The organism is Mesorhizobium sp. CCNWLY176 (genome assembly GCF_037153935.1).
GTDB classification, from domain to species: domain Bacteria; phylum Pseudomonadota; class Alphaproteobacteria; order Rhizobiales; family Rhizobiaceae; genus Mesorhizobium_M; species Mesorhizobium_M zhangyense.
Window position 1 is genome coordinate 518,803 of sequence record NZ_JBBBDZ010000002.1, and the last position, 20,873, is coordinate 539,675.

Sequence of the window (20,873 nt, forward strand, 5' to 3'; positions counted from 1 at the left end):
CGGCAGTTGCAGAAATGGCCCCGCTTCGGCGGGGCTGTTTGTTTCGGCTGGTTACTTCTTCCGGCTCATGAAGGCGACGAACGCTGCCTTGGCCTCGTCGGATTTCAGCCGCTCGCGGAAGTGCTCGCCTTCCTGCTTGATCCGGGCGATCAGTTCGCCACGTGGTGCCCGCATCAGGTCGCGTGAGATTTTCAGCGCCTGCGGCGGCTTTGCGGCGATCGCCTCGGCGGCGGTCAATGTCTCGGCCTCCAGCCTGTCTTCTTCGACCACCGCATAGATCAGCCCGGCATCGCGCGCACGCTCGGCCGAAAAGCCTTCGCCCAGCCCCAGCAGCGCGAAAGCCTGCTGACGGCCAAGCACGGCCGGCGCAAGCAGGCTGGAGCCGGCTTCCGGCACGAGGCCGAGATCGACGAACGGGGTCTTGAACACCGTGCGTGGCGTGGCGAAGGTCAGGTCGCAATGCAGATTGAGCGTCGTGCCGATGCCGACCGCGATGCCATCGACGCCCGAAACAAGCGGCTTTTCCGACTCAGCCAGCGCCAGCAGGAAATCCCAGACTTCCCCACCACCGTCGCCGCCCATGGCGACCGCCATGAAATCGGCGAGGTCGTTGCCGGCCGAAAACGCACCGGGAACTCCGAACACCACATTCACCCGGATTTCAGGATCGGCATCGGCCGCTCTGAGTGCCGCGGAGAAGGCCGCATACATGGCGCGGGTCAGCGCGTTCTTCTTGTCCGGGCGGTTCATCCGGATGATCTGCACGGCGCCCCGCCGTTCGATGAGAATATGCTCGGTCACGGTCAAATCCTTGTTGGGATGCTTCAGGCAGAAATCAGGCTCTTGGCCGCGGCCGAAAGGCTCGCCGCGCCGCCGACGACACGATCCTTAAGCGCCCGCGTTTCGCCGAGCAGATTTTCGGCGAAGAAGCGGCAAAGCGCTTGCCGTGCTTCATTCTCCTCGGCCAGCGCGCCGCGCGCCAGATAGGCGCCACCGGAGGCCAGCGCGAACAGGCGCAGGTAAGGCGTAGCGCCGGCCAGCGCTTCGTCAACGCGCCCGTCGGCTGCGAGCTTTTGCAAATGCCGCGTTGCGTTGGAAAGATCGTCCAGAGCATTGTCGATAGCATTGGCAGTCTGGCCGAAGCCATGCAGGTTGGAGGTGCGCAGCTCGCTAACGATCTCGGCCAATTCGGAAATATAGCCGAAGACATGCTCGCCGCCGCCCTGCGGCAGTTTGCGCACCACAAGGTCGATCGCCTGGATGCCGTTGGTGCCTTCATAGATCGGCGCGATGCGGGCGTCGCGGTAAAGCGCTGCCGCGCCCGTTTCCTCGATGAAGCCCATGCCGCCGTGGATCTGCACGCCGAGCGAGGCGACATCGACACCGACATCGGTCGAGAACGCCTTGGCGATGGGCGTCAGCAGATTGGCGCGGTCCTGCCAATGCTGCCTGTCCTCTCCATCGGATGCCCGCACCTTGTCGGTGGCGTAGGCGCAGGAATAGCTGATGGCGCGCGCGATCTGCGTCAGCGCCTTCATCGTCAGCAGGTTGCGCTGCACGTCAGGGTGATGGACGATCGGCGCCATGCCCTCGCCCTGATAGGTCGAAGCCTTGCCCTGCCTGCGATCATTGGCATAGGCGAGCGCCTTCTGGAACGCGGCTTCCGCTACCGCCACGCCCTGCATGCCGACGGCAAGACGGGCGTTGTTCATCATGGTGAACATGCAGGCGAGACCCTTGTTCTCCTCGCCGATGAGCCAGCCGACCGCGCCCGCTTCACTGCCCTTCACGAAGCCATCGCCATAGATCATCGTGCAGGTCGGCGAGCCGTGAATGCCGAGCTTTTCCTCGAGGCCCGAGCAGAAAACATCATTGCGGCCACCGAGCGAGCCATCCTCGTTGACGAAGAATTTCGGCACCAGGAACAGCGAGATGCCGCGCGTGCCGGCTGGCGCATCAGGCAGCCGCGCCAGCACCATATGCACGATGTTGTCGGTGAAATCATGCTCGCCATAGGTGATGAAAATCTTCTGGCCGAAGATGCGGTAGGTGCCGTCGCCGGCGCGCTCGGCACGGGCGCGAAGCGCTGCCAGGTCCGAACCAGCCTGGGGCTCGGTCAGGTTCATCGTGCCCATCCACTCGCCGGAGACGAGCTTTTCGAGATATTTTTTCTTCAGATCCTCGGTGGCGTGCTTTTCCATCGCCTCGACCGCTCCCATGGTCAGCGTCGGGCCTATCGCAAAAGCCATGGAGCCGGAATTCCACATTTCGAGCGCTGCAACCCCGAGCATCGCCGGCAGCGCCTGCCCGCCATATTCCTCCGGGCCTTGCAGCGCGTTCCAGCCGCCATCGATCCAGCGGCGGTAGAGCTCTTTCCAACCGGGCGGCGTGGTTACCGCCGCATCCTTCAGCACGGCGCCCTTTTCGTCGCCGACCTTGCGCAGCGGCGCAACCTCGTCGGTGGCGAAGCGGCCGGCTTCCTCGAGGATCGCGTCGACCAGATCTTCGCTCAGCTCGCCAAACGCGCCTTCGTCCAGCCCGGCTTTCAGCCCGGCCACGTGTTTCAGCGTGAAGGAAATCTCCTCGACAGGTGCACGGTACATGTTTGGCTGCTCCTCCTCAGGCACGTTTGACGCTCGCCCGGCACCCTATGCGGTGCGGGTGCTCACCGCTAGTTTCTTTTGACGTTTACGTCAAATTTCACGCAGATGTAGCGCGTCCACATATTTCATTAACCATGATGGCCCAGGATGCCCCCTTGAATCCCGGGAACCGTCCTTTGCGCCTTTTCGACCATCGTCTTCGCCGCAATGCGCTTCTGGCGCTCGGCGCGGCAATGGCTCTTCACCTTGCACCCGCCATGGCCGCGGATTTTTCCGAGCCGTGGAAGAGTTCCGACCGCGCGCTGGTGGTCGATGCCTATGAGTACAACGCCATCGACTGGCAAAAACTCGCCACCGACAAGCGTATCGTCGGCTTCATCAACAAAGCCTCCGACGGGCTTTCGCCGCCCTATACCTGCTCCGGCAACGAAACCGAGGTTAAGCTGTGCAAGGCGCTGTGGAAGCGCCATGCGGTTGCGCGCGAGCTCTACCAGACCCGCAAATCCATGGCCAAGGCGCTCGGCCTGAAATGGGGCGCCTATCACCTCGCCCGGCCCGGCAATCCGATCGACCAGGCCAATAATTTCATCGATTTCGCAGCACCCGACGCCGACGACCTTATGGCCATCGACATCGAGGAGAACGACCCGACGAAGTGGATGTCGCTGGAGGATGCCGAGGAGTTCGTGCGCCACATCCAGCGCCGCACCGGCCGCTTTCCGATCCTATACACAAATGGCACCACCGCGCAGCACATTGCCGATAACCGCGATAAATACCCGCTGCTGTCGCGCCTGCCGCTCTGGTATGCGCGCTACAAGCCGGAAATCGGCCTGCATTTCCCGAAAGGCAACTGGCAGAGCTACGCGCTGTGGCAATTCTCCGCGCAGGCCAATTGCAGCGCGCGCAGCTGCCCCTATCGCGTGCCCGGAACCGAGATCGACATCGACGTCAATGTCGCGCCGATGAACGCGGAGGACCTGCGCAGGGCCTGGCCCTTCGGCGGGTTGCTCGACGTGCCAATGGAAATGATCGCCAGCGTGCCTGTGCCCATTGGCCGCGAAGCGGGACTGGCCGGCAATGTCACGCTGTCATACGCTTCCGTTCAGCCGGCCAGCGCGATCGCAGCACTCGAAAACGCCTTCCAGGTGCGCGGCCAGCAGCATCCGGACCGATTTGGCATGGAAGTCGTGGAAGAGCCGGCAATCGCCTTGGCTAAGATCGAGGCCGGCCTTTTCAGCAAAGTGGCCGCTTATTTCGCGTCGCTGAAGCAGAGGGTTGTATTGGCGTTCAGCGACACGCCGGGGATTGATCCCATCACGACGGCGACTATCCCGGCGAGGACGGAAGTGCCCTGAGTGGGTGCGACTCCTTTTGAGGTTTCGCCCTACGTTGCCCCCCCCTCTGGCCTGCCGGCCATCTCCCCCTCAGGTGGGGAGATTAGCAGCGGCTCTCGCCTCGCCCATCCTGCAGCGTTCAAGATTGGCGAAAGTCACGATGAAGGCTGATCTCCCCACCTGTGGGGGAGATGGCCGGCAGGCCAGAGGGGGGCGCGAAGGAACGCAGCCGTCCCGAACCCCACCTCTAACCCTGTTTACCGGCCACCACCTCGCCGTCTTCCTTGGTAAAACCGCCAACGGGCTTCGCCAAAACCTCCAGCACCTTCTCCGAGGGCCGCGCCAGAACCGCACCCATCTGCGACACCACGATCGGACGGTTGATCAGGATCGGATGCGCCATCATGAAATCGATCAGCTCATCATCGCTCCATTTGGGATCGTTCAAGCCCAGTTCGGCAAAGGGCGTGCCCTTCTCCCGCAGAAGCTCGCGCGGCGTCATCTTCAGTAGCCCGAGCAGCTCCACCAGCCGCTCCCGCGATGGTGGCGTCTTCAGATATTGGACGATCACCGGTTCCTCGCCGGAAGCGCGGATCATCGCCAGCGTGTTGCGCGAGGTGCCGCAGGCCGGATTGTGATAGATGGTGAGGGTCATTTTTTCCCCTCCCGCTCCACCGCGCGCCAGCCGATGTCGCGCCGGCAGAAGCCTTGCGGCCAGTCGATACGGTCCACGGCTTCATAGGCTTTCTTCTGCGCCTCGCTCACCGTCTTGCCCATCGCGGTAACATTCAGCACGCGCCCGCCATTGGCGACGATCTCACTGTTGCGCGAAGCTGTGCCGGCGTGGAAGATTTCAACGCCGTCGGCAGGATTGTCGAGCCCGCGTATGACGGACCCTTTCTCTGGCGTGGCCGGATAGCCGTTTGCCGCCATCACCACAGTCAAGGCAGCATCATCACGCCAGCGCGCCGACATATGCGCGAGTTGGCCGTCGGCAGCGGCATTGAGCAGGACCAGAATGTCGTCCTTCAGCCGCATCATCAGCACCTGGCATTCGGGATCGCCGAAGCGGGTGTTGTATTCGATCAGTTCCGGCCCCTTGTCCGTGAACATCAACCCGGCAAACAGGACGCCGGAGAATGGCGCGCCCATCTCGGCCATGCCGCGCATGGTCGGCTCGATGATTTCGCGCATGGTACGCTCGATCATTTCGGGCGTCATCACCGGAGCCGGCGAATAGGCGCCCATGCCGCCGGTGTTGGGTCCGGTGTCGCCCTCGCCGACGCGCTTGTGGTCCTGCGCCGTGCCGAAGGGCAGCGCCGTCTTGCCGTCGCACAGGCAGAAGAAGCTCGCCTCCTCGCCGGTCAGGAATTCTTCCACGACCAGTTCGGCACCAGCACCGCCGAATGCGCCGTCGAAACAGGCATCGATGGCCTCGAACGCTTCGTCATTGGTCATCGCCACCGTCACGCCCTTGCCGGCGGCAAGCCCGTCGGCCTTGATGACGATCGGCGCGCCGAGCTTTTCGACATAGGCTTTTGCCGGACCGGCCTCGGTAAAGCGCTCGTAAGCTGCGGTCGGGATGCCATATTTGCGGCAGAGATCCTTGGTGAAGCCCTTCGATCCTTCGAGCTGCGCCGCATTTTTCGACGGCCCGAAGACGCGGATGCCGGCGGCGCGCAGATCGTCGCCAAGGCCAGCGACCAGCGGCGCTTCCGGCCCGACGACGACGAGGTCGATCGCCTTGTCCTTGCAGAAGGCTGCGATTGCCTGATGGTCGGTCGCATCGAGGCCGACGAGTTCGGCCTCCTTCGCAATGCCGGGATTGCCGGGCGCGGCATAGAGTTTCGTCAGCATCGGCGAGGCCGCGATCTTCCAGGCCAGCGCGTGTTCGCGGCCACCCGAACCAATCAGAAGAACCTTCATGCTGTCGCTCCGTGCCTTCATGCCAATCGGCGAGCTTTCCGGTATGGCGCAAGGGCGCGCGGGTCAACCTTGACCGTAGCTTATCAAGGACAATTCATCGTCTTGACGCCCGCTTCGGCTGCTGTCACGTCAGACGCATGGAAAATATTCAGTCGAAAGAGGCGCAGGGCCGTGTTGCCGATGCGCCAAGCGGCCACTGGGTTTACCGCGTCCTGCCGCGGTGGATATGGCCCTATGCGCAACTCGCCCGCTGGGACCGGCCTATCGGCTGGATACTGCTGCTCTGGCCATGCTGGTGGTCGACCGCACTTGCCGCCAGCGCCTACTGGCTGCCGGGCGACTCGCTGAAGTCGCTGCTGCCTGACCCGTGGTATCTCGGCCTGTTCCTCGCCGGCGCCATCGCCATGCGGGGTGCGGGCTGTACTTTCAACGATATCGTCGACGAGAACATCGACGCCAAGGTCGAGCGCACGCGCTCACGCCCGCTACCGTCTGGCCAGGTCACCCGCCGCCAAGCCTGGACCTTCCTCGTGCTGCAGGCGCTCATCGGCTTCCTGGTGCTGTGGCAGTTCAACTATTTCGTCGTGCTCGTCGGCCTGTGCTCGCTCGGCATCGTCGTCATCTACCCCTTCATGAAGCGATTCACCGACTGGCCGCAACTCTTTCTCGGCCTTGCCTTTTCCTGGGGCGCGCTGATGGGCTGGGCGGCAGAGTTCGCCGACATCGATGGCCCTGCCATCATGCTCTATATCGGCTCGATCCTGTGGGTGATCGGCTACGACACCATCTATGCCCATCAGGACAGGGAGGACGACGCGCTGGTCGGCGTGCGCTCGACAGCGCGCCTGTTCGGCGAGAACACCAAGGTATGGCTGATCGGTCTCTACAGCGGCGCGCTGTGTTGCTTTGCGCTGGCTTTCGCCTTCGCCGAAGCGCCGATGCCGGCACTCGCCGGCCTCGTCGCCGCCGGCGCGCATATGGCGCGCCAGATCCGGGTCCTCGACATCAATGACCCGGATCAGTGCCTGAAACTGTTCAAATCGAACGGCACTGTCGGCTGGCTGATCTTCCTCGGCCTGCTCGGCGGTGCGGCATGGGTGGCGCTGAAACCGTTGGTTTGAGGTCGCGACTTAGGCAGGCAGACAAGCGCGGGGACGTTGCTTCGTTCACCCGGCGCAAGAACCCCTCTCCGTCTCGGCTTCGCCGAGCCACCTCTCCCCATTTCATGGGGCGAGGAACCTAAATCCTGACATGCAGCTGCCTAGCAAAACTTGGGTTCCTCGCCCTGCTTGCGGGGAGAGGTGGCGCGCGAAGCGCGACGGAGAGGGGAAACTTCAACCCTCGCCGATATCTCCTACTGCCGGGCGATAATCTCTTCGCCATCGATCACCAGGCGCATGCCGAGATCGCCGGACTTGCGGCGGGCGAGAAAACGCGGGCGGCGCATCGGGGTGGCGCGGCCCTTTCGGCGTTCACGCGGCGGCGCGACCTTGATCGCGGCACCCAGCGATTCCTCCAGTGTACGGGCGACACCGTCGGCCTCGATCAGCAGCATCGGCAGGCGATAGGCATCGGCCCAGGCGCGCCAGTCGGCGGCGACATCTTCCAGATTGTCGGCCACCAGCAGCGGCACCGACAGCATCGGGTCGTTGTGCAGGAGTTCGAGCGTCACCGTGACGTTGTACTGTTCGTCCTCCAGCGCACGGGCGGCCACGCCGCGGAAGGCGTTGGCGGGCAGCACCACGGTTGCCGGCAGGCCGCTGTGCTGAAGGATGCGCCGGACGATCGCGCCGCGCTGGTCGATGGTGAAACTGACGTCGCCATAGTCGTCGCGGGCGGCGTAGCTGGTCATCTGGGGCAAGCGGAAAGGGTCGAGGCGCATGTTGCGTCCCGCCCAGACTGGCTTCAGTCCGGTGCTCATTGATTATGCCTTCTTCCTGTTACTCCTGAGAGCCGGTGTTCCGGTCTCTCCGAACCGGTTTTCCCGGTCTCGTTATGGGAAGAAGCCTAGCGTGGGGTTCTTACCGCCGCGCTTAAGAAAGTCGGTTAAATTTTTCTGATCTATGGAATGGTTATCGGAATCCCACCGGCCACAAGATGTTGTAAAGGTGTGTGAAGAGGTGGTGAATGGGGCTCAGATCACCTTGCCGGGGTTCATGATCCCCGCAGGGTCGAATGCCACCTTCACCCGTCGCATCAAATCTATGCCGACGGGCGGCGCGGTGGCGATGAGTTCGTCGCGCTTGAGCTGGCCGATGCCGTGCTCGGCCGAGATCGAGCCGTTAAGCGCGCGCACGATGTCGTGCACCGCCTTGTTCATCGGGCGATAGAGTTTCAGGAATGCCTCGCCATCGGCACCCGCCGGCTGCGAGATGTTGTAGTGCAGATTGCCGTCGCCCATATGGCCGAAGCAGGCGATGCGCGCCTGCGGGCTGACCGAGGCCACCGCCGCAGCACCCCGCTCGATGAACTCGGGAACCGAGGCCACCGGCACCGAGATATCGTGCTTGATCGACGCGCCCTCCGGACGCTGCGCATCCGACAGGCTTTCGCGCAACCGCCAGAAGGCAGCCGCCTGCGACAAGTTCGAAGCAATGACGGCGTCGCCGACAATGCCGGCCTCGAAACCAGCCGTCAGCACCTCCTCCATCAGCGCGCTTGCGTCCTCGGCGGAACGGCCCGACGAAATCTCGATCAGCACGTGCCACGGCCATTCGCTTTGCAACGGCCGGTGCGTATCGGCAATGTGCTCCACCGCAAAGCCGAGCACCATTTCGGAGATAAGCTCGAACGCGGTCAGGCCGCTGCCCGCCTGGTCCATCGCGCGACCGAACAGGTCGAGCGCTGCTTCGGGCGAGGACAAGCCCACCCACGCAACCTCCCTGCCCTTCGGCTTGGGAAACAGTTTCAGCACCGCAGCGGTGATGACGCCCAGCGTGCCCTCTGCACCGACGAACAGGTTCTTGAGATCGTAGCCGGTGTTGTCCTTCTTCAGCTTGCGCAGATCGTCGAACACCTCGCCCGTCGGCAGCACGACCTCGACGCCGAGGCAAAGCTCGCGCGCATTGCCATAGGCCAGCACGCCGGTGCCGCCGGCATTGGACGACAGATTGCCGCCGATCTCGCACGACCCCTGAGAACCGAGCGACAGCGGGTAGAGCCGGTCGACCTTGTCGACGGCCGCGTGCAGCGTCTCCAGTACGACGCCGGCCTCGACCGTCACCGTGTTCGACAGCACGTCGATCTCGCGGATGCGGTTGAGCCGCGACAGCGACAGCACGACCTGCCCGCCAGAACGGTCCGGCATCTGCCCGCCGACCAGCCCGGTATTGCCGCCCTGCGGCACGATCGGCGTTCCCGTTTCGGTAGCGAGTTTCATGATCGCGCTCACCTCCTCGACGCTGCCCGGCCGCAGCACCAAGGGCGACAGGCCGGCAAAAAGCCCGCGGGGTTCGATCAGATAGGGCTCGATATCGGCCCCGGCGCGCACGGCATGGCGTTCGCCGACGATTGCCGCGAAGCGGTCGAGCAGAGCGGGGTCGAGAGCGGTCGAATTGTGAGTCATCTCGGTCACTTATGAATCGATGCTGATGTTGTCGCGGGGTGCTGCGGCCCGGGCCAGCCGGTCGTTGATCGCCTCGCCCAGACCATGATGCGGTACCGGCTCGACGGCGATGGTTTTCGCGCCGCTGCGGTCCAGCGCTTGAAGATGAGAGAACAGGTTGCTCGCCGCCTCGCGCAGGTCGCCGCGCTCGGAAAGGTTCAGCATGGCTGCCGCGCCTCCGGCACCCGCCACCCGCTTCGGCCCGAATGCCAGCAGCGCCTCATGCGGCTCGACATTAGAAACGTTCAGCCGCACGGCAGCGCCCGGCGCATAATGCGATGCCATCATGCCCGGCGCCTCGATGCCGGCCTTGGCGTTGCGCAAAAGCTTCGTACCGGCCACCGCCTCAAGCTCTTCGGCCGGAACGCCGCCCGGCCGCAGCAGCCGCAAGCGGCCGTCCTCGACCTTGACGATGGTCGATTCCAGCCCGACAGGCGTCGCGCCGCCATCGACCACCAGTTTTATCCTGCTGCCCAGATCGGCGGCCACGGCCTCGGCCGTCGTGCCGCTGATCTTGCCCGACGTATTGGCGCTGGGTGCTGCCAGCGGCCGGCCCAGCCTGCCGATGAGTTGTGCGCCAAGGCCCTTCGGCATGCGCAGCGCGATCGTGTCCAGGCCCGCCGTTACCAGCGGGTGAATGCCGCTTGCCGCGCGGTGCGACAGCACCATGGTCAGCGGCCCCGGCCAGAATTTTTCAGCGAGTTTTTGGGACAGCGGGTCGAAGTCGGCGATGGCCTCGGCCATCTCCATCGAGGCGACATGGGCGATCAGCGGGTTGAAGCGCGGCCGGCCCTTGGCCTCGAAAATACGCGCCACCGCCTCGCCATTGGTGGCGTCGCCGGCAAGGCCGTAGACCGTCTCGGTGGGAATGGCGACGACATCGCCGGCCGCCAGCAGCGCCAGCGCCCGTTCCATTGCCCGCTCACCGTCGAGGATTTCCGCCACGCAACCGACCTCGTTCAAGACTGCGCCTGCCTATCGCGGACGGCGTGCAGCGGCAAGGGCCTCGCCGGTATTTCGCCGGATCGCTAAAATGCCACGCTTCGCCGCAAGCGGGCATCAACGCCAAGCCGCTATGACAAGATAGCAACATGGGTGGGGCTATGCGTATTCAGAGTGTTTTTCTTCTCGGCGGCATCTTCCTGACCGGTACGGCGCAGGCCGGTTCGATCCAGCATCTCGAGGCGATGACGGTACCGCTCGGACCATCGATGGTGCTGGAGGGCACAGCAACGGTGCCGGCGAAGCCTGCGCAGGCAGGCGAAAAGATCAGCACCTCGGTGATCGCGCTTGGCGATGCGATGCCGAATGTCGATGGCGCGAAGGTCGCGGCGATCCCGCCGGCCGAGCCAGCGCCGAAGCCGCGTCATCAGCAAGCGCCGATGGTCATGCGCGGCGGCATTTCCGGCGACACGTTCGTCCGTGGCACCGGCGTGAGCACGCCGGCTCCGACGCAGGTCGCGGCTGACACGCCGGCGAAGCCGTCAGGTCCGCCGCTTGCTCCGATGGCCCCGGCGAAATAGGCCGAAGACCGAGCCGGGTCTCCGGCTCAGCCCGCGATCTTCGAGAAATCGGCGACCTTGTCGGTCGCCGCGCGAATACGCGACAGCAGCGCCAAACGGTTGGCGCGCACGGCCTCGTCCTCATCATTCACGAGAACGCCTTCAAAGAATGAATCAACCGGCTCACGCAGCACGCTAAGTGCGAGCATGGCGGCAGAAAAGTCTTCATTCTGAATCGCTTGCGCGGCTTGGCTCTCAGCGTGATTCACCGCAGCAAACAGCTTGTGCTCTGCCTCCTCGCAGAACAGCGCGGGGTCGACGGCGTCGGCAACACGCGTGCCCTTCTTCTCCTCCGCCGCCAGAATGTTGGCCCCGCGCTTGGTGCCGGCCAGCAGGTTCTTGCCGTCCTCGGTGTCGAGGAAGGAGCCCAGCGCTTCGACGCGGCGGACGATTTGCAGGAGGTCGTCGTTGGAAGATTGCCCCTCACCCTTACCCTCTCCCCGTAAGGACGGGGAGAGGGGGGCGTCAGCGTTGCGGCCATCCTCCTTCTCCCCGTTTTTACGGGGAGAAGGTCCGGCAGGGGATGAGGGGCCTGCGCCACCGCCTGCCAGCACCGCATCAATCAGATCATGCCGCGCACCTTGGTCACGGAGATAGACTTTCAGGCGATCGTGGAAGAAGGAGAGGAGGTCAACGTTGCGTACCGGACGCATATCTGTCTTCGACAGTGGCGTTGCCGCTTCAATATTCTCGGGTGCAAGGGAAGTTTCCCAGAACGAGAAAATTGGCCCAAGTCCCAACCGCACCCCATTCTCGATCAATGTCCGCACCACCCCCAACGCCGCCCTGCGCAGCGCATAAGGGTCTTTACTCCCCGTCGGCTTCTCATCAATCGCCCAGAACCCGACCAGCGTATCGAGCTTATCGGCCAGCGCTACGGCAACCGATACCGGGTCGGTCGGCACGCGGTCGGACGGGCCTTGCGGCTTGTAGTGCTCTTCGATGGCAGCAGCTACCGAAGGATGCTCACCCTGAAGCAACGCATATTTGCGGCCCATCGCTCCCTGCAGTTCCGGGAACTCCCCGACCACTTCCGTTTGCAGATCGGCCTTGGCGAGCACGGCGGCGCGCCCAGCGAGGACCGGATCAGCACTAACTATCGGTGCAATCTCATGCGCCAATTGCCTGATGCGCTCCACCCGCTCGCCCTGCGTGCCGAGCTTGGCATGGAAAGTCACGCCGAGATGGTCGAGCCGGGCCATGCGCTGGTCGAGGGGCTTGGCCATATCGAGCCCGAACTTCTCGCCAGAGTCCGTCAGCTGGTCGAGGTCGGGCAGATCGTGCTGGTCGGTCGTCCAGAAATAGAGCGCGTCCGACAGGCGCGCGCGCACGACCTTGCCGTTGCCGTGGGCGATTTCCTTGCCGCCGTCCTTCGCCTCGATGTTGGCGGTAAGGATAAAACGGTTGGAGAGCTTTTCCGTCTCGCCCTGCACGCGCGTCACGAAACACTTCTGGTTGGCGCGGATCGTCAGGCGGATGACCTCGGCCGGAATGGCAAGGAAATCCTGCTCGAACTCGCCCATCAGCACCACCGGCCATTCGACGAGGCCGGACACTTCCTCCAGCAGCAGATCGTCCTCGACCAGCTCAAGCCCGTTGGCGAAGGCGAGGTTCCTGGCATCCGCCAGGATGATCTGCTTGCGGCGGTCGGCATCGAGCACGACCTTGGCCGCTTCCAGCTTGGCGATGTAGTCCTCGAAACGGCGCACGGTGATGGCGCCCGGCGCGTGGAAGCGGTGGCCATAGGTGACGTTGCCGGCGCGGATGCCGTCGATCTCGAAATCGACAACCACCGGCTCTTCCGTTTCCGGGCCGAAGGTGCAGACGATGGATTGCAGCGGGCGCACCCAGCGCAGGCTGCCCGGCTTGGCCGAGGCCTTGCCCCAGCGCATCGATTTCGGCCACGGGAAGGTGCGGATGATCCCCGGGATCAGCTCGGCGATGATCTCTTCCGCCGCCCTGCCCGGCTTGGAAATATGGGCAACATAGAAGTCGCCCTTCTTCGGGTCGGAATGGATATGGGCCTGGCTGATGTCGGTCAGGCCGGCCGAGCGCAGGAAGCCGGCAATCGCCTGCTCCGGTGCCTTGGTGCTCGGGCCCTTCTTCTCCTCATGCACGTCCTTGGAGCGCGCGTTGAGGCCACGGATGTCCAGCGTCAGCCGGCGCGGCGTCCAGTATTCCACCGCCGCCTCATAGGTCAGGCCGGCTTCCACCAGCCCGTCCGTCACCATCTTCTTCAGGTCGCCGGCAGCCTTGCGCTGCATGCGGGCGGGGATTTCTTCGCTGCGAAGTTCTAGAAGCAAATCAGGCATTTATGCAGCCTTGTCGTTTAGTTGGAACCCGCCTGCGTCTGTCTGCAGGAAGGCTTCGCCGCAGGCCTTGGCAAGGTTGCGCACGCGCAGGATATAGCTCTGCCGCTCGGTCACCGAGATGACGCCGCGCGCGTCGAGCAGGTTGAAGACATGGCTGGCCTTGATGCACTGGTCGTAGGCGGGAAACACCATCTTGTGCAGCGGCTGGTTGTCCTTGGAGGACGGCGCGCCGGCGTCCAGCAGCGCCTTGCACTCGGCTTCCGCGTCCTCGAAATGGCGCAGCAGCACCGCCGTGTTGGCGTGTTCGAAATTGAAGCGCGAATATTCCTGCTCGGCCTGCAGGAAGACCTCGCCATAGGTGACCTTCTCGTCGCCCTCGCGGCCGTTGAAGTTCAGGTCGTAGACATTGTCGACGCCCTGCACATACATGGCCAGCCGCTCCAGGCCGTAGGTCAGCTCGCCGGCCACCGGCGCGCATTCGATGCCGCAGACCTGCTGGAAATAGGTGAACTGCGACACTTCCATGCCGTCACACCAGCATTCCCAGCCAAGGCCCCAGGCGCCCAGCGTCGGGCTTTCCCAGTCGTCCTCGACGAAGCGGATGTCATGCAGCAGCGGGTCGATGCCGATCGCTGCCAGCGAGCCGAGATAAAGCTCCTGCAGGTTCGATGGGTTCGGCTTCAGGATGACCTGATACTGGTAGTAATGCTGGAGCCGGTTCGGGTTCTCGCCATAGCGCCCGTCCTTGGGGCGGCGCGACGGCTGGACATAGGCGGCATTCCACTTCTTCGGCCCCAGCGCGCGCAGTGTAGTGGCCGGGTGGAAGGTACCGGCGCCGACTTCCATGTCGTAGGGCTGCAGCACGACGCAACCGTATTCGGCCCAGTAATTGTGCAGCGTCAGGATCAGCCCCTGGAACGAGCGGCTGGGGTGCATATGGGCAGGCAGACTGGCGGTCACGGGATAAGCCTCAGAACATCGGGGCCAAAAGACGGCCCGTCCTATTCCGGCCTGCCGGAAGCGTCAAGTTTCAGTTCGGCTGAACCGGCAGGATCAATTGCTGGCCGGGAACGATGCGTCCGGGATCGCCGCGAAGCTGCGGGTTGAGGTTGAGAATCTCCTGATAGCGACCGCCATTGCCGAGCACCTCGTTGGCGATCGACCACAGCGACTGCCCGCGCTGCACCTTGTAGGCGGCCGGCGTCGCGGAAATCTTCTCGACCGGGGAGGATTGCGGCGTGGCAGCAGGTGTGTCGCTCTTCTTCTCCGCATCGGGTGCGGGAGCAGGCGCGACCTCGGGCACCGAAGGCGTGACAGGCGGTGCTTCTGCCGCGGTCTTGCCTTCCAGCGGCGGCAGGCCCTCGCTAAGCTTCTTCAGCACGGTCGCCAGCACATCCGGCTCCGGCTTCATGTCGCGGGCATGGCTCCACTGGAAGGTGGCTTCCAGCTTGCGGCCGACGCGCCAATAGGCGTCGCCGAGATGGTCGTTCAGCACGGGATCATCGGGCTTCAGCGACACCGCGCGCTCAAGCTCGGTCACCGCTTCGTCGAAGCGGTTGAGGCGATAATAGGCCCAGCCAAGCGAATCGACGATGTAGCCGTCGCTCGGACGAAGGTCGACCGCCTTGCGGATCATGTCGAGGCCTTCATCCAGGTTCATATTCATGTCGACCCAGGAATAACCCAGATAGTTCAGAACCTGCGGCTGGTTCGGCATCAGCTTCAGCGCTTCGCGGAAATTCGGTTCGGCCTTCGGCCATTCCTTCAGCCGCTCATAGGCGATGCCGCGCTGGTAGTAGATGTTCCAGTTGCTGGCGTCCGGCGTCTTCAGCCGCTCGACGGCCTTGTCGTAGATGTCGGCAGCGGAACGGTAATCCTCCTTGGAGGAATAGACGCCGCCGAGCGCCAGATAGGCGCGCATGTCGTCGGGGCTCTCGTCGAGCAGCGCCTTGAGATGGGTGATCGCCTCGTCATGGCGCTTGAGGTCGGCAAGGTTCAGGCCGAGCTGCAATTCGGCGGCGCGCTTGAGCGAGGAATCGGCCGGCACGCGGCGATAGAGCTCGATCGCCTCCTCGGCGTTCTCCTGCTGCTCGGCAACGGCTGCAAGCTGCAGCAGCACGGCGTCGCTGTCGTGCTTCAGCGCCAGCGCATATTGCAGATAGAGCCGCACGAAGGGCTCGCCGCCGCCGCGGTTCAAAGCGCTCGCCAGATCGAGCAGGATTTCGCTCGCGCCGTCGGCGGGTCCTGCGACCAGCGGCGTGATCTTCTCGCCCTTGTTGATCTTCTCGCGCAGCGCCATCAGCGGCAGGCGGCCGGTGGCGAATTCGTCGGCCTTGTCGAGCACAGCCAGCGCCTTGTCCTTCTCGCCGCGACCGGCGAGGAAGCCGGCATAGGCTTCGGCCGCGCGCAGCCATGTCTCGGGCGCGGCACCGCCGGCGGCGACATTGTCGATAGTCTCGCTATAGATCTTGTCGGCTTCCTTGGCATTGCCCGCAGCCTCGGCGATCAGCGCGCGATGATAGGTCGTGAACAGCGTGAACCATTCGGGCCCCTGCAGCTTTTCGAGATAGGCGAGCGCGTCCTTGGCATCGCCAGCACCGGCCTTGGCCCAGGCTGTCATGACGCCGGAAATCAGCTTGTCGAGATCGGATTCCTGCGCAAGCTTCAGGAAGGTCTCGGCCGAGCGGTATTCCTTCTTGCGGATGGCATCGACCGCCAGCGCGAGCCGCGAGAAGCGCTCGATATCCGGTACCGACTTCAATTTTTCGGCATAGGGCAGCGATTCGTCGAAACGGCCCTGCGAAATCAGCGCCAGCATCAGGCTCTGCTGCAGCTGCTGGTTCTCGGTGTCGAAGGCGAGCGCGCGCTTGTAGTAGGCGATTGCGCTGTCGAGATCGTTGTCGACTTCCGCCACGCGTGCGGCAAGGTAAGCGCCGGAAAACGAGTTGATCTGCACCGGCTCTTCGGACTGCTTCGCCAAAGCCGGCTGGCCGACCACCATAAGACCCGCCAGTGCCGAAACACCTGCAAGCCAGCCCACATTCTTACGCCGCATTATCGTCCTTCCCGCCGCGCCGTCCCTGTGACAGCATGACTCGCTCAAGCGATAGTTCGCAAAAGCATGGCCTTTTTGCGGTCGCGGTTCAATCGTTACTGTTTCACAATCCGGTCAAAGCGCGGGCAACCGCCCTCAGACGACGCGGCTTATGCAGAAATCGATGACATCGATAAGGGCTGCTTTCTGCGGCGTCGCCTCCAGCGGCGCCAGCGCATCACGCGCAATTTCGCCGAAATGGCGGGCACGGCCGATCGTGTCGGCAATGGAGCCGTGGCGCGTCATCAGGCCGACCGCTTTTTCGAAAGCGGCGTCGTCGGCATTGTTTTCCTCGATCGAGCGCTTCCAGAATTCGCGCTCGGCAGCGGTGCCGCGGCGGTAGCTCAGGATCACCGGCAGCGTCACCTTGCCTTCGCGGAAATCGTCGCCGACATTCTTGCCGAGGTCTTTGGAATTGCCACCATAGTCCAGCGCATCGTCGATGAGCTGGAAGGCGAGGCCGAGATTCATGCCGTAGGAGCGCAGCGCCGCACGCTCGGGCTTCGAGGCGCCGGCAATGACCGGGCCGACTTCTGCGGCTGCCGAAAACAGCGCTGCCGTCTTGGCCTTGATGACGGCGAAATGCTCGTCCTCGGTGGTTTCGAGGTTCTTGGCGGCCGCAAGCTGCATGACCTCGCCTTCGGCGATGATCGAGGCGGCGGTCGAGAGGATATCCAGCGCGTCGAGCGAACCGACCTCGACCATCAGCCGGAATGCCTGGCCGAGCAGGAAGTCGCCAACCAGCACGCTGGCCTGGTTGCCCCAGATCATGCGCGCTGTCTTCTTGCCACGCCGCATGCCGCTCTCATCGACCACGTCGTCGTGCAGCAGCGTTGCCGTGTGCATGAACTCAACGCTGGTGGCGAGCTTGACGTGGCCCTCGCCCGAATAGCCGAACATCTGGGCGGCAGCGAGCGTCACCATCGGGCGCAGGCGCTTGCCGCCGGACGAGATGAGGTGATTGGCGATCTCGGGAATCATCTCGACATCGGAGCCGGCCTTGGACAGGATCAGCTTGTTGACGCGCCCCATGTCGGACGCCGTCAGGTCGATCAGCTCCTTGATGGAAGCGCCTTCACGCTTCCCGTTATCGATGTTGAGAACGACACCCACGACAAACTCTCCGTCCTTAGAGACGAGCCTTCAGCCCTGAGCATGATTTAGGTCGGCAAGGCCTAGCTGGGCAAGAGGCGAATTGGCGCGGCAATCGCAACTCACTGTTGCCGTATGCGCGACATCGGGTAATTCTGCTGCAATAGACGCTCTTCTCGTGAAGCCGTTGGGTCCGTTCACTTTTCAGCGACCGGGCTGGCGGCCTTCAAACCAGGCAGAGAGACCAATGGATGTGATTCAGCGCTGGATAATCAGATTTTGGCTGTCGTTCTCGACTGTCGGCCTGCTGGTCGGCACGCTGTTTTTCGCGGCATCGCTCACACCCTCGCTCATTCCGCGCAGTTTTTTGATGCAGGGCATTCTCTCCGGATTCTCCTTCGCGGCGGGCTACGGCATCGGCGTGTTCGGGCTGTGGCTGTGGACCTATCTGGAACTTCCACAACCTCGCGAGCGCAACGCGCACATCATCAAGCTTGCTGCCGCAGTCATTTGCGCGGCAATCGCCCTCGTCTTTCTGTGGCGTGCTTCGGGCTGGCAGAACTCGATCCGGGTGCTGATGGACATGCAGCCGGTGGACAGCGCGCACCCGCTGCGCGTCGGCGCGATAGCCTTGCTGACCTTCATCGTGCTGCTCACATTTGCGCGCCTCTTTCAGCTCACCTTTCTGTTTCTGGCGGGCAGGCTTCGGCGCTACGTCCCCCGGCGTATCGCCTATGTCATCGGCATTGCGATTGCCGCCGTGCTGTTCGGCACGGTCGTCAACGGCGTCATCTTCAGATATGCGCTGCATGTCCTCGACGGCTCCTATCAGAAGCTCGACGAGCTTGTGGAAGACGACACCATCCAGCCCACTGATCCCAACAAGACGGGAAGTGCCGCCTCGCTGCTCAGCTGGGAAGAACTCGGGCGCGCAGGACGCGACTTCATTGCGGCCGGACCTACCCAACAGGACTTACAGACCTTCCTGAATCACGACGCGCTCGACCCCATCCGCGTCTATGCCGGATTGCGTTCGGCTGATACGCCCGAAGCAAGAGCCAAGCTGGCGCTTGCGGAACTGAAACGCGTCGGCGGGTTCGACCGGTCTGTCCTCGTCGTCATCACGCCGACCGGCACCGGCTGGATCGACCCTGCCGCCATGGACACGGTCGAATATCTGCACGACGGCGATATCGCCAGCGTGGCGATCCAGTATTCCTATCTCGCAAGCTGGCTGTCGCTGCTGGTCGAGCCGAGCTATGGCAGCGAGGCTTCGCGCGCGCTGTTTTCCGAAGTCTACGGCTACTGGACGACGCTGCCGAAGGACAAGCGGCCAAAGCTCTATCTCTATGGCCTGAGCCTCGGCGCCAAGAACTCGGAACAATCCAGCGAACTGTTCGAGGTGCTCGGCGATCCTTACCAGGGCGCGCTTTGGGCCGGCCCACCCTACTCCAGCCGCATCTGGCGCTCGATCACCGCCGACCGCAACGCTGGCTCACCCGCCTGGCTGCCGCGCTTCCGCGACGGCTCCTATGTGCGCTTCACCAACCAGAAGAACGCGCTGACCATCCCCGGCGCGCATTGGGGGCCGATGCGCATCGTTTATCTGCAATATGCCAGTGACTCCGTCACCTTCTTCGACCCGCAATCCGTCTACCGGGCACCCGCCTGGATGGCCGAGCCGCGCGGGCCCGATGTTTCGCCGCAACTGCGCTGGTATCCGATCGTGACGTTCCTGCAGTTGCTGGTCGACATGGCCGTCGCCACGACGACACCGATGGGCCACGGCCACGTCTACGCGCCGGAGCATTACATCGACGCCTGGATGGAGGTGACGGATGTGCAGGGCTGGTCGGGAGAGGACGTGGCGCGGCTTAAGGAGCATTTTGCGCGGCGGTAAATTTGGCATGAGAGGCTGGAAACTTTGGCCCGAAGGTATTCTGAACCACATGCGGCGCTTCGACGTTCAGGCATGGATTCCCGACACTCTCCGCTCGCTGACGCTCGCTCACGAGGTCGAGAATGACGAACTTAACGTAGGCCGCAACCGCAAATCTCCAACGTTGGAAGATCACCGACAAGCCTAAATGCAATTCGTCATTCTCGACCTCTTGAGCGAGGAACGAGCGGAGAGTGTCGGGAATCCATGCCTCAAAAGAACAAGACGTCAGAGTCGGTTCAGAATGCCACCCGAGGCTCGATCTCATGGAAAAGGCGATCCTACCGGCGTCGGGCAAAAGGACCGACAGACAGATACCCCCACCCGTTTACTTCCCCCAGGCAACCTGCGAGTTTCAGCGCATGATCGAGCTCATCCGCACCAACGATATCGTTCTCATATCCTTCATCGAATCGCTGCTGCGCGATGCGGAGATCGAATTCCTTGTCGCCGATCAGAATATGAGCATTCTGGACGGCTCGATCGGCATCCTGCCGCGACGGGTGCTGGTGTCTGACGACGATGCGATAGCGGCTAGGCGTCTCCTGACCGACGCCGGTTTCGCCAAGGAAATGCGCGAAGGCTGATGGCGTCTATGACATCCGAGCGCGAGCCCGCGGACCATACGATCGACGCCTTCCACCGCGGCAATTTCTGGCTGGTGCAGCCGCGCGCCGGACATCGCTCCGGCATGGATGCGCTGATGCTGGCGGCTTGCGTGCCGTCGGATTTCAAGGGCGTGCTTTGCGATTTCGGCGCAGGTGCTGGTGCGGCCGGTCTCGCCGTTGCCGCGCGATGCCCCAAGGCGACGATCAACCTCATCGAGCAGTCGCCCGGAATGGCGGCTTTCGCACAAAAGTCCCTCGCCCATGAAGGCAACGCCCACCTGCGCGACCGCATCTCGGTCCTCGTCGCGGATGTCGCGCTCACCGGCAAGGCGCGCGTGAAAGCCGGCCTTGCCGACAAATCCTGCGATTTCGTCATCATGAACCCGCCTTTCAACGAAGCGCGCGACCGGGCGACGCCTGACGCCCTTCGAAAGCAGGCGCATGTGATGGAGGACGGGCTTTTCGAAAGCTGGCTGCGCAGTGCGGCCGCCATGGTCAGGCCGCGCGGCGGACTGGCTTTGATCGCACGTCCGCAATCGCTGGCTCCGATCCTTGCAGCGCTCGAGGGCCGCTTCGGCTCGGCCGAGATCGTGCCGGTTCACCCCCGCGCCGACAAGCCCGCGATCCGCATTGTGCTCAGGGCGCGGCTCGGCGCGCGCGGTGCGCTTTCGCTCATGCCGCCGCTCATCCTTCATGACGACGGCAACGCACTTTCGCCACACGCGGACGCGATCAGCAACGGCCGCGCTTCACTTTTCGGCGATTGAGCAGCCTGCGCGGGATTGTGGTTTGCGCT

17 protein-coding genes are annotated in these 20,873 nt (G+C 63.5%); 6 read left to right on the plus strand and 11 right to left on the minus strand.

Annotation, left to right across the window (positions count from 1 at the left end; all coding sequences use genetic code 11):
• Positions 1 to 51: 51 nt before the first annotated feature.
• A complete protein-coding gene (locus WBQ96_RS05390) occupies positions 52 to 801 on the minus strand; it encodes a crotonase/enoyl-CoA hydratase family protein (RefSeq protein WP_336548075.1) in 750 nt (249 codons plus the stop codon).
• A 23-nt stretch (positions 802 to 824) separates the two neighbouring features.
• Positions 825 to 2,603 carry an acyl-CoA dehydrogenase gene (locus WBQ96_RS05395; RefSeq protein ID WP_336548077.1) on the minus strand — a complete coding sequence of 593 codons (1,779 nt, stop codon included), beginning with the start codon at positions 2,601 to 2,603 and terminating at the stop codon, positions 825 to 827.
• Between the two features lie 233 nt (positions 2,604 to 2,836).
• Here WBQ96_RS05395 and WBQ96_RS05400 point away from each other — a divergent pair, with 233 nt between their 5' ends.
• Positions 2,837 to 3,961: a glycoside hydrolase family 25 protein gene (locus WBQ96_RS05400; RefSeq protein ID WP_336548209.1), complete on the plus strand. Its 1,125-nt coding sequence runs from the start codon at positions 2,837 to 2,839 to the stop codon at positions 3,959 to 3,961.
• A gap of 226 nt (positions 3,962 to 4,187) precedes the next feature.
• On the opposite strand, the gene arsC is transcribed toward WBQ96_RS05400, so the two are convergent.
• On the minus strand, positions 4,188 to 4,595 hold the full coding sequence (arsC, locus tag WBQ96_RS05405) for an arsenate reductase (glutaredoxin) (protein ID WP_336548079.1): 408 nt from the start codon (positions 4,593 to 4,595) through the stop codon (positions 4,188 to 4,190).
• A complete protein-coding gene (purD, locus tag WBQ96_RS05410; protein ID WP_336548081.1) occupies positions 4,592 to 5,866 on the minus strand; it encodes a phosphoribosylamine--glycine ligase in 1,275 nt (424 codons plus the stop codon). The genes arsC and purD overlap by 4 nt, the downstream gene beginning before the upstream one ends.
• Before the next feature lie 137 nt (positions 5,867 to 6,003).
• On the opposite strand from purD, the gene ubiA reads away from it, so the two are divergent.
• Entirely contained in the window at positions 6,004 to 6,987 is a 984-nt protein-coding gene (ubiA, locus tag WBQ96_RS05415; protein ID WP_336548083.1) for a 4-hydroxybenzoate octaprenyltransferase, read from the plus strand.
• 233 nt (positions 6,988 to 7,220) lie between these two features.
• On the opposite strand, the gene WBQ96_RS05420 is transcribed toward ubiA, so the two are convergent.
• The 3 genes from WBQ96_RS05420 to WBQ96_RS05430 form a co-directional block, all read right to left on the minus strand.
• Positions 7,221 to 7,787, minus strand: a complete 567-nt coding sequence (locus tag WBQ96_RS05420; RefSeq protein WP_336548086.1) for a DUF6101 family protein — start codon at positions 7,785 to 7,787, stop codon at positions 7,221 to 7,223.
• Positions 7,788 to 8,000: 213 nt separating this feature from the next.
• The gene (locus tag WBQ96_RS05425; RefSeq protein ID WP_336548211.1) at positions 8,001 to 9,431 is read right to left on the minus strand and encodes an FAD-binding oxidoreductase; all 1,431 of its coding nucleotides are present in this window, start codon (positions 9,429 to 9,431) and stop codon (positions 8,001 to 8,003) included.
• Positions 9,432 to 9,440: 9 nt separating this feature from the next.
• Positions 9,441 to 10,385 (minus strand): L-threonylcarbamoyladenylate synthase, encoded by a 945-nt coding sequence (locus WBQ96_RS05430; RefSeq protein ID WP_336548213.1) that lies wholly within the window; start codon positions 10,383 to 10,385, stop codon positions 9,441 to 9,443.
• Positions 10,386 to 10,573: 188 nt separating this feature from the next.
• Between WBQ96_RS05430 and WBQ96_RS05435 the strand changes: the two genes are divergently transcribed.
• Positions 10,574 to 10,993, plus strand: coding sequence for a hypothetical protein (locus WBQ96_RS05435; RefSeq protein ID WP_336548088.1), 420 nt, complete (start codon positions 10,574 to 10,576; stop codon positions 10,991 to 10,993).
• A 26-nt stretch (positions 10,994 to 11,019) separates the two neighbouring features.
• On the opposite strand, the gene glyS is transcribed toward WBQ96_RS05435, so the two are convergent.
• From glyS to WBQ96_RS05455, 4 genes are all read right to left on the minus strand, one after another.
• On the minus strand, positions 11,020 to 13,344 hold the full coding sequence (glyS, locus tag WBQ96_RS05440) for a glycine--tRNA ligase subunit beta (protein WP_336548090.1): 2,325 nt from the start codon (positions 13,342 to 13,344) through the stop codon (positions 11,020 to 11,022).
• Complete coding sequence (locus WBQ96_RS05445) at positions 13,345 to 14,280, minus strand: glycine--tRNA ligase subunit alpha (protein ID WP_336548215.1); 936 nt, start codon at positions 14,278 to 14,280, stop codon at positions 13,345 to 13,347.
• A gap of 94 nt (positions 14,281 to 14,374) precedes the next feature.
• Positions 14,375 to 16,399, minus strand: a complete 2,025-nt coding sequence (locus WBQ96_RS05450) for a tetratricopeptide repeat protein (RefSeq protein WP_336548091.1) — start codon at positions 16,397 to 16,399, stop codon at positions 14,375 to 14,377.
• Between the two features lie 135 nt (positions 16,400 to 16,534).
• A complete protein-coding gene (locus WBQ96_RS05455) occupies positions 16,535 to 17,551 on the minus strand; it encodes a polyprenyl synthetase family protein (RefSeq protein ID WP_091913752.1) in 1,017 nt (338 codons plus the stop codon).
• Between the two features lie 226 nt (positions 17,552 to 17,777).
• Between WBQ96_RS05455 and WBQ96_RS05460 the strand changes: the two genes are divergently transcribed.
• From WBQ96_RS05460 to WBQ96_RS05470, 3 genes are all read left to right on the plus strand, one after another.
• Complete coding sequence (locus tag WBQ96_RS05460; RefSeq protein WP_336548096.1) at positions 17,778 to 19,430, plus strand: alpha/beta hydrolase; 1,653 nt, start codon at positions 17,778 to 17,780, stop codon at positions 19,428 to 19,430.
• A gap of 401 nt (positions 19,431 to 19,831) precedes the next feature.
• Positions 19,832 to 20,056 carry a putative signal transducing protein gene (locus WBQ96_RS05465; RefSeq protein WP_091913750.1) on the plus strand — a complete coding sequence of 75 codons (225 nt, stop codon included), beginning with the start codon at positions 19,832 to 19,834 and terminating at the stop codon, positions 20,054 to 20,056.
• An 8-nt stretch (positions 20,057 to 20,064) separates the two neighbouring features.
• Complete coding sequence (locus WBQ96_RS05470) at positions 20,065 to 20,844, plus strand: tRNA1(Val) (adenine(37)-N6)-methyltransferase (RefSeq protein ID WP_336548217.1); 780 nt, start codon at positions 20,065 to 20,067, stop codon at positions 20,842 to 20,844.
• The last annotated feature ends 29 nt before the right edge of the window (positions 20,845 to 20,873 follow it).

Coding starts and splice junctions, on each gene's coding strand:
- WBQ96_RS05460 (WP_336548096.1), top strand. CDS start 17,778: ATGGATGTGATTCAGCGCTGGATAATCAGATTTTGGCTGTCGTTCTCG.
- WBQ96_RS05470 (WP_336548217.1), top strand. CDS start 20,065: ATGACATCCGAGCGCGAGCCCGCGGACCATACGATCGACGCCTTCCAC.
- glyS (WP_336548090.1), bottom strand. CDS start 13,344: ATGCCTGATTTGCTTCTAGAACTTCGCAGCGAAGAAATCCCCGCCCGC.
- WBQ96_RS05465 (WP_091913750.1), top strand. CDS start 19,832: ATGATCGAGCTCATCCGCACCAACGATATCGTTCTCATATCCTTCATC.
- WBQ96_RS05445 (WP_336548215.1), bottom strand. CDS start 14,280: ATGCACCCCAGCCGCTCGTTCCAGGGGCTGATCCTGACGCTGCACAAT.
- ubiA (WP_336548083.1), top strand. CDS start 6,004: ATGGAAAATATTCAGTCGAAAGAGGCGCAGGGCCGTGTTGCCGATGCG.
- WBQ96_RS05435 (WP_336548088.1), top strand. CDS start 10,574: ATGCGTATTCAGAGTGTTTTTCTTCTCGGCGGCATCTTCCTGACCGGT.
- WBQ96_RS05400 (WP_336548209.1), top strand. CDS start 2,837: ATGGCTCTTCACCTTGCACCCGCCATGGCCGCGGATTTTTCCGAGCCG.
- WBQ96_RS05420 (WP_336548086.1), bottom strand. CDS start 7,787: ATGAGCACCGGACTGAAGCCAGTCTGGGCGGGACGCAACATGCGCCTC.
- WBQ96_RS05395 (WP_336548077.1), bottom strand. CDS start 2,603: ATGTACCGTGCACCTGTCGAGGAGATTTCCTTCACGCTGAAACACGTG.
- purD (WP_336548081.1), bottom strand. CDS start 5,866: ATGAAGGTTCTTCTGATTGGTTCGGGTGGCCGCGAACACGCGCTGGCC.
- arsC (WP_336548079.1), bottom strand. CDS start 4,595: ATGACCCTCACCATCTATCACAATCCGGCCTGCGGCACCTCGCGCAAC.
- WBQ96_RS05425 (WP_336548211.1), bottom strand. CDS start 9,431: ATGACTCACAATTCGACCGCTCTCGACCCCGCTCTGCTCGACCGCTTC.
- WBQ96_RS05450 (WP_336548091.1), bottom strand. CDS start 16,399: ATGCGGCGTAAGAATGTGGGCTGGCTTGCAGGTGTTTCGGCACTGGCG.
- WBQ96_RS05430 (WP_336548213.1), bottom strand. CDS start 10,385: ATGGAACGGGCGCTGGCGCTGCTGGCGGCCGGCGATGTCGTCGCCATT.